This window comes from Desulfitobacterium sp., from assembly GCF_035539115.1.
Classification (GTDB): domain Bacteria; phylum Bacillota; class Desulfitobacteriia; order Desulfitobacteriales; family Desulfitobacteriaceae; genus Desulfitobacterium_A.
The window spans coordinates 22,251-30,479 of the sequence record NZ_DATLJA010000087.1; the positions used below are offsets into that span (position 1 = coordinate 22,251).

Annotated in this window: 8 protein-coding genes; 1 reads left to right on the forward strand and 7 read right to left on the reverse strand. The window is 43.8% G+C overall.

What is annotated here, in order from left to right:
- Positions 1–47 precede the first annotated feature (47 nt).
- From VM640_RS14365 to VM640_RS14395, 7 genes are all read right to left on the reverse strand, one after another.
- Positions 48–1,382: a dihydroorotase gene (locus VM640_RS14365; RefSeq protein ID WP_325393392.1), complete on the reverse strand. Its 1,335-nt coding sequence runs from the start codon at positions 1,380–1,382 to the stop codon at positions 48–50.
- Positions 1,369–2,304 carry an aspartate carbamoyltransferase catalytic subunit gene (locus VM640_RS14370; RefSeq protein WP_325393394.1) on the reverse strand — a complete coding sequence of 312 codons (936 nt, stop codon included), beginning with the start codon at positions 2,302–2,304 and terminating at the stop codon, positions 1,369–1,371. Before VM640_RS14370 ends, VM640_RS14365 begins: the two co-directional genes overlap by 14 nt.
- Before the next feature lie 164 nt (positions 2,305–2,468).
- Positions 2,469–3,026 carry a bifunctional pyr operon transcriptional regulator/uracil phosphoribosyltransferase PyrR gene (gene pyrR, locus VM640_RS14375; RefSeq protein WP_325393396.1) on the reverse strand — a complete coding sequence of 186 codons (558 nt, stop codon included), beginning with the start codon at positions 3,024–3,026 and terminating at the stop codon, positions 2,469–2,471.
- Positions 3,027–3,385: 359 nt separating this feature from the next.
- Positions 3,386–4,375: an RluA family pseudouridine synthase gene (locus VM640_RS14380; RefSeq protein ID WP_325393398.1), complete on the reverse strand. Its 990-nt coding sequence runs from the start codon at positions 4,373–4,375 to the stop codon at positions 3,386–3,388.
- Positions 4,372–4,827, reverse strand: coding sequence for a signal peptidase II (gene lspA, locus VM640_RS14385; protein WP_325393400.1), 456 nt, complete (start codon positions 4,825–4,827; stop codon positions 4,372–4,374). The genes VM640_RS14380 and lspA overlap by 4 nt, the downstream gene beginning before the upstream one ends.
- 629 nt (positions 4,828–5,456) lie before the next feature.
- Entirely contained in the window at positions 5,457–6,125 is a 669-nt protein-coding gene (locus VM640_RS14390; protein ID WP_325393402.1) for a TraR/DksA C4-type zinc finger protein, read from the reverse strand.
- Between the two features lie 13 nt (positions 6,126–6,138).
- Positions 6,139–6,468 carry a DUF5665 domain-containing protein gene (locus tag VM640_RS14395; RefSeq protein ID WP_325393404.1) on the reverse strand — a complete coding sequence of 110 codons (330 nt, stop codon included), beginning with the start codon at positions 6,466–6,468 and terminating at the stop codon, positions 6,139–6,141.
- 647 nt (positions 6,469–7,115) lie between these two features.
- Here VM640_RS14395 and VM640_RS14400 point away from each other — a divergent pair.
- Complete coding sequence (locus VM640_RS14400; RefSeq protein WP_325393405.1) at positions 7,116–8,063, forward strand: hypothetical protein; 948 nt, start codon at positions 7,116–7,118, stop codon at positions 8,061–8,063.
- Positions 8,064–8,229: the final 166 nt, after the last annotated feature.

Genomic DNA, 8,229 nt, shown 5'->3' on the forward strand with positions numbered 1-8,229 from the left:
CTGTCTTTATGCCTCGATGAGTCCATTATTCTCCCAAGCCCCTAAACTTATTGCAGTTCCTGCCACGCTTTTTCTTCTCCAGCCTTCTGAAAACGAAGCTGTCCGCTGACCCAAACCATGGACGCAAACCCCTGTAGCTCCTGCCCAAGAAACGGCGTGTTTTGGGCTTTGGAAATGAACCAACCTGGCTCGATCTTCTCTTTTTGCTCGGGATCAAAGAGGACCAAATCAGCAATCTGGCCAGATTGCACTAAACCACCCGGCAGCTTAAAACGCCGAGCAGGGTTAAGGCTCCAGACTCGAAGCAAGGTTTCCACGGGTAACTTTCCAGGTTGGACAAGATAAGTCCAAATTGCCGCGAGAGCGGTTTCCAACCCGGCAATCCCAAAAGGAACCTCGGCAAAGGGTTTCATTTTTTCCTCCCACGTATGAGGAGCATGATCCGTAGCCAGCATATCCAACGTTCCATCCAAAATTCCTTCCAGGAGAGCCTGCCGGTCCTGAGCCGAACGCAGCGGTGGATTTACTTTATAGGAAGGGTTATATTTCGATTCAGCGATCGCTTCATCCGTAAAGATAAGATGATGGGGATTAACCTCTGCCGTCACATCCACGCCCCGTTGTTTAGCCGCCCGAATTAGATTCACACTTTCTTTAGCTGAGATGTGAGCGAGATGAAGTTTGCTGCCCGTCTCTTCGGCTAAAAGAATGTCGCGGGCGACCATCACTGTCTCTGCACTTGAAGGAATTCCTCTCAGTCCCAGTTTGGCACTGACCACACCTTTATGCATCGCGCCGCCGCGCGCCAGATTTTCATCTTCGCAATGGCTAATCAAGGGAAGACCGGTCAACTTAACATATTCCATAGCTAAGCGTAAGAGCTCCGCATTTTGAACTTCTTTGCCATCATCAGAGAAAGCCTTGGCCCCACCCGCAGCTAAGTCCACCATCTCTGTTAGTTCTTGGCCCTTTTGTCCTTTGGTAATCGCACCGATTGGATAAACGTTAGCTCCGCCTGCCCGTTCTCCCTGATTACAAACGAACTCGATTAAAGCTCTCTGATCGAGTACGGGTTTGGTATTGGGCATCGCGAGGATCGTCGTGAATCCACCCTTAAGTGCTGCTCGAGCTCCGGTTGCAATTTCCTCTTTTTCTTCTTGTCCTGGTTCACGTAAATGCGTATGCACATCAATGAGCCCGGGGAATAGGTATTTTCCGGTGCCATCGATGACTTGGATCCCTGTTTGAGATTTATTTTGTACCTCTTCCTTCGTTAACGAATCCCTAATCTCAAGAATTCGTTCCCCTTCAAGTAAAACATCCTTTACTTGAATCGATCCACTCTCGGGATCAACGATTTTGACGTTTTTAAGCCACCACATTACTATTCCCTCCCATCAACAAATACATTAGAGCCATCCGGATTGCGACTCCATTCGTCACCTGTTCTTCAATGACAGCGTTTGGAGAATTCGCAACTTCACTTGATATCTCGACACCGCGATTCATTGGGCCGGGATGCATCACTAAGGTATTCTTTCCCGTTTTCTCAAGTCGTTCACGATTCAGCCCGTAGAGCTGGCTGTACTCCCGCAAGCTGGGAAAAAGGCCCGCCTGTTGGCGCTCAAGCTGTAAACGCAAAGCCATCACTACATCTGCTCCGGGCAACTCTAAATCCAGTTGATAGCTCATCTTGACACCGAGAATTCTCATCTCCGGTGGAAGAAGGGTCGGCGGCCCGACAAGAACCACCTCAGCACCCATTTTCGTTAAAGCATACACGTTACTCCGCGCCACGCGGGAATGGAGCACATCCCCAACGATTAAGACTTTTTTTCCGGTGAGGTCAGCTAGGTGTTCCCTCATCGTAAAAAGGTCAAGAAGGGCTTGGGTCGGGTGTTCATGCTGTCCATCTCCAGCATTGATCACTCCAGCCTTTAAGGTCTGAGCTAAGAACTGAGCGGCTCCAGAGCTTGCGTGCCGGATAACCACAAGATCAGGGTTCATCGCTTGCAGTGTACGTGCAGTATCATATAACGTTTCCCCTTTGTTCATACTGCTTTGCGCAACTGCCAAGCTCGAGGTGTCAGCCCCTAACACCTTGGCTGCAGTTTCGAAGGAGCTTCGCGTACGGGTACTTGATTCATAAAAAAGATTGATCACCGATTTACCGCGAAACGTTGGAAGCTTTTTGATCGGACGAAATAGAATTTCTTTCATTGGTTTAGCGGTTTGGATAATCAGTTCAATTTCTTCGCGTGTTAAATTTTCAATGTGTAAGACATCTTTACGGTTCCACTTCATGAGAGTTCCTCCTTTGTTCAATCAAGAATTAAAAAAATCCTCCTACCCAAAGGTAAGAGGATATAAGGATACACTAATCCTATTCTCTACCCTTAGCCAACTCACGGGAAAGCATCTTAAAGGGTTACTTTATGTTTCTTAGATTATCCATGTTCATTATGATGTCAGCTGAGATCTTTTGACCTTTCCTGAAGTAAAACTTGCTCAGCCTGGTCAATTTCCTGTAAACAAACGGAAACAATCTCACGGCTAGAGGTTGGAAGATTTTTACCAACATAGTCGGCACGAATCGGGAGCTCACGATGTCCGCGATCGACAAGAACGGCCAGTTGAATTTTCTCGGGGCGTCCCAAATCCATCGTTGCATCAAGTGCGGCCCGAGCCGTTCGTCCGGTATAAAGGACATCATCCACCAGAATGACCGTCTTTCCTTGGACACTAAACGGAACTTCCGATTCATGAACAATAGGTTGAACAGCGATCATGGTTAAATCATCCCGATAAAGCGTGATATCGAGAATCCCCAGCGGGAGTTTTACCCCTTCAAATTCCTCAACGCGTTGTTGTATCCGTTCAGCCAGTGGTACGCCCCGTCGACGAATTCCAATCAGGACCACGTTTTCTGTCCCTTTATTTTTCTCGACAATCTCATGGGCAATCCGGGTGATTGCACGTCGAATCCCATCTGCATCCATGATTTGGCTTTTGGTAATACCCTCCATCCCGCTCCACTTCCTTTCCTAAATAAAGAAAACCCAGCTTTCGCCGAGCATTAGCGATAAAGAAGACTTGGCCAGCGCCAAAGCGATGGCCTTAGTCGCCTTATCCTGCCGGACTTAACTACTTGCATCGTAGGAAAGCGAAAACCGCTGGTTGTACTTATGCTATCTGCCCAAAACTTATACTTTCTGTTAGTATAAAAAACTGCCTGCATTAGCAGACAGTTCACTCTTCATGTCGTCTGCCTTTGGTGTCTCTCTGGACGCGCGTTAAAGGCCTTAATTTCTTCTAAGTCTACCTTACAAAGTAATAAAAGTCAATTCAATTTATACTTCAATTCTTCATTAATATCTTAATTTCTTCATTGATCTTTTCTAAGCTGCTGAATAATCTTATCAAAAATCTCAGGGGGTTGAACCGTGAATTCCACCCATTCTCCAGTGCGAGGATGCACAAATCCAAGATGTTCAGCATGAAGCATTTGTCCTTTGAGTCCAAAAGGATTCCGCTTCGGACCATACAAAGGATCTCCTAAGACGGGATGCTTGAGATAGGCCATATGGACCCTAATTTGATGCGTCCGTCCGGTTTCCAGCTTTGCTCGGAGGTACGTAAATTCTCGGAACCGTTCTAGAACTTTGTAATGCGTCACAGCTGCTTTGGAATTATGGAACGTGACCGTCATTTTCTTCCGGTCTGGGATATCCCGACCCAATGGTGCATCCACTGTCCCCGTTGATTCTAAAATTACACCATGCACGAGCGCAATGTATCTCCGAGCCATACTATGTTCTTTAAGCTGTGCGGCCAGGCCCTGGTGGGCTTGATCGTTCTTTGCAACCACTAATAGTCCAGACGTATCCTTGTCAATCCGATGGACAATCCCCGGACGCAACACTCCATTAATGCCTGACAGATTGTGACAATGATAGAGAAGCGCATTAACTAGGGTTCCATTCCAGGATCCTGGAGCAGGGTGCACAACCATTCCCTGGGGTTTATTCACGACGAGAAGGTCCTCATCCTCATAAACGATATCCAAAGGGATATTCTCCGCTTCGACATTAAGTTCCTTCGGAGGAGGGATAACCACCTTCACCCTATCATCAGGACGAATCTTGTAATTGGATTTCTTAACTTCCCCGTTAACCTGGACAAATCCATCACCAATCAAGGATTGAACAAAGGAACGAGTTTTCCCGATAACCTCTGTCACCCCAACGTCAAGCCGTAATCCTTCTGGAAGTTCGAATTCCTGGATTTCTTTAAACTCTTGATCACCAGAACTGACTTCCTGTGACTCTAACCCTACCAATTCTTCATCTTCTAGTTCAAAATGATTTTCCTTCATTCCATTCTCCCACTTTTACGATCCTTGAGATACATGATGAGCAGCAGAAGCCCCACACCAATCACGATCATACTATCTGCAAAATTAAAGACAAAAGGCCAAATCCGAAAATCCAAATAATCCACAACTTTTCCAGTCATGATCCGATCATAGACATTTCCCAAAGCGCCGCCTCCGATTAACCCTAAAGCTAAGCGCAGAATTTTCTCCTCACGTGGAATTCTAAATTGGGCATAGACGACTCCAGCCACGACTAAAAGAGCCGTAAGAACAAAGACCCAAGTCCGGCCCGCCATTAAACCAAAGGCCGCTCCTGGATTTAAGACGTAGGTTATATGAAAAATATTAGGAATAACTGCGAACGTTTCATTGGGATAAAAATATCCCTGAATAAGGATCTTCAGTACGCGATCGATAATCCAAACTCCAATAATAGTGAGCCAAACCAACAACCTTTTACCTCCCCGCAGTTCTTTGAATTCATCTTAACACAACGCATCCCTGCAGGGCAATGTTTAAGCGTTTAGCAGGTAAAATCCACGCCCGCGGTGTTGGGAAAAGGCTTTGGTCGTGTAGCTGTTGGGTCTAATATATCTTCTTTGATAGTTTTTAGGGCTTTGCTCAAGATTCTTTAAAGGCAAGCCGCCTGCTCAAAAGGTTAATTCTCAACGGCGCAGGGTCGTAACTCGCCGACACTGAGCCAAGGTGGCACTTCAGGTATTGACCTGAGCCCTTACCTCAAAAGCAAGAGAGACAGCCCCGGAGCGGTAATAACGTAAGTCTCGGGGAGATTAAGACTCTCAGATGCCACAAAGATAGGCGAAACGATTTGCTGAGCGAAGACTTAAAGCAGAGGGGCGTAGTGAACCCAGGCAGCGAAGCGTGAAGCCGAGCTGTGGACTTGTCCATGGATGGACTGATGCCGCGGGCGCATGGACGCGCAGGAGCGGCGTACCTCTTTTATTACCCAGAGGTTTAGCGAGGTAGCGGAGTCGCCAAAGTGAATAGCCCCGGCGCCGTGATGAGCGGGCAAAGCGTTTCGCCGACGACCGAGCAGGCCTACAAATCTTAACTTGCGTAATTACGTGCGTCCATGCTGTTTATCATAGTAAACCGTATTCCCAAACCCAGGCTCCACCTCAACGTCGAGGGTCTCGATCGCATCTACCGCACCGATCACCTCATCCGCATCCTCATACATTTCATTCGGATCACTAATATCGCGATTCGTCCCGAGGTCCTGGGGAGAATCCGCAGTTCCATAGCGAGCCACAGCTTGCCAGGAATCTTCGCCATCAAACTCGACCCGGTCTGTCCCATCGTTAAAGGTTCGAGAAAACGGTCGATTCAAAATTTCATCTTCCACGGGTTCCCGATGAAGAGAATGTTGTTCTTCTTTTTCTTCTAGCCGACTACACTCTGTGCAAACCGTAGTGTAGGGAAGCACTTCAAGGCGTTCCAGGGGAATCTCCGTTCCACAATGTTCGCAAATGCCGTAGCTTCCCTCTTCCCATCGTTGCAACGCCGAGTCAATCGCATGAACCCGATGAATATAGCGATCATGAATAGCGACATCCCGTGAACGTTCGTACACCGCTGTACCAATATCCGCCGGATGATTATCAATTAAGGAAAGTTCACCTATCGATTCTCGCAAATCTTCAGTTATAAGCTTCCTTGCACTTTCGAGCGTTTCCTTTTTATCCCGTTCGAGTTGCTCAATTAGTTTCGCATACTTTTCATTTTCCATCCATTCTTTCCCCCTAATATCCATTATGGGCATTCACAATTTTTACAAGCTCAGCGATGACTCCACCGATGACAGGCAAATTTAAAAAGACAAGACGCCTCAACAAAACAAGGGCTATCCCTGCGAGGATTGATGCCCCGAGTGCCACTCCTAAGCCCCGTACTAAACCAGAAGCAAAATTGATCAGCAACATGCGCCGGGGACTATTCAGGTAAGAAATATATTCTGAAAGATTCATTTTCTCAAGGACCTGAGCCAAATCAGCAACCTGATTTTTAAAGTTCGGCCAATCCACTGGTATTGTGCTATCTACCTTCTTTTCTTGATCATCAGAGTTTGCCACCTAGAATCACCTCAAAATAGGAAACTCAACTTAACTCAAATTCATTGTTCCCAAGCCGTTATGAATTTACACCCTTAAAAAGGGAAAACGAGCAAACCTCAATATAAAAATAGAATAGCCCGCTTCTTGGTTAAATTTTTTCGAGGTGCAAAACCAAAAAATATCAGTGAAAAGCGCCATGAAATTATCCAGCTATTCCATGTAAACCCACAGATGTTTTCACATTCAGAATCTTGATTTAAAAATAGAGGTTATCGGGAGTTAACCCCCAATAACCTCTATTAGCAGTATCCAAACGGCAACGAAGTTTATCAGAAAATTGAAATTGATGTTATAATTGGAATAAAAATCAACTATGATTTAATACACAATTGTAGGATAACTAGAAGTTCATTAAATGGGAGTTTTGCGAACCCAGCTAAGCAAGGTTCATGAAATTACTTATAACATTTGAATAAGATAAAGGTAAACTTACCATTGGTATCGAATGATTTGAAGATGTTAATAAAAAATTTTTTATGCAAACAAGTTCGTATTAGTTTACGATATGGTACAGATAGCAAACGAAGTTCGCAAAAATGGGAAAGAAGAAGTTGATCCTAAAAAGTGTTTTTCGTTTGTTGAATATCAGTAAGAGGATGGTATACTTGGATAGAGTTACATATTTTAAAAACTTTGCTATGGGCACAGAAATAGATATTGCGGGAACATTTATTTACAATGGAATAAAGGAGTTCAACCGTTTAAAAAGTTTCCATTACGAAAGTGAAATATTTCATGTTTTATATCCGATTTCTGTGGGTATAGAGCGATTGCAAAAGGCTCTTATTGTCCTTTTAGAAGACATTCCCTTGGAACAAATAGAATCATTTGAGAAGAGTTTAATCTCTCATAGCCACCAAGAACTTCATGCCAGAATATTAGAGAGGTGTGATATTAAGTTTAATTCACACCAATATAGGTTTTTGCAAGTAATTACAAACTTTTACAACACCTGTAGATATGAAAGATTCAATATTAGTAATGACTATGCTAAAGAAAGAGATTTACTAACTGATTTTATCTGCACTAGCCTGGAAATTGATATTGATGTAAGTAATTTTTTCCCAACCTATAATGACGATAGGATTAAGGACTTTTTTGGAAGAGTTGTGGGCTCTATATCTAGAAAATATTATGAACAGATCACAGAGCAAGCCTTTAAACTAAATATCTATACTTACGAGCTTAGAAGCGGATCTCCCGCAAGCAAGATATTCTTGCCTGAATTTAAAAGGGATTCATTACAAGAACAATATATAAATGAACAAATATCTCTTAAAGAATTCATAGTTTTTTTGATGAATACTAAAGCTACTTCGGATTGTTATGAATTTATTAAAAGTATCGAACCACTTAATATTGAAATTGCATTTGTACAAGAATACCTAGCATCTATTTGTGAGGGTGAGGTACCACAGTCCCTTATAAATGAAGTTGATGCTTTATATCAAGAAGAAGTAGAAGATATTAAAGAAAGAATTAATATAATGAATGTTATTGGTAATGAACGTATTATCTTCAAGGACATGTACGAAGAAGACGAAGATAAATAGAATATTTGATTTTACGGATTTATATGCAATGTCGTCAATCTAAGTATCAAATAATTTACAATGCCGATTTCTTATTCATAAAGAACCGTTTCTTCCTGGGTATATTACGTTCAAATTGCCTGTCTGGGCGTATAGGTGTTCGATTTTTGGCGATTTCAGCAAGCAC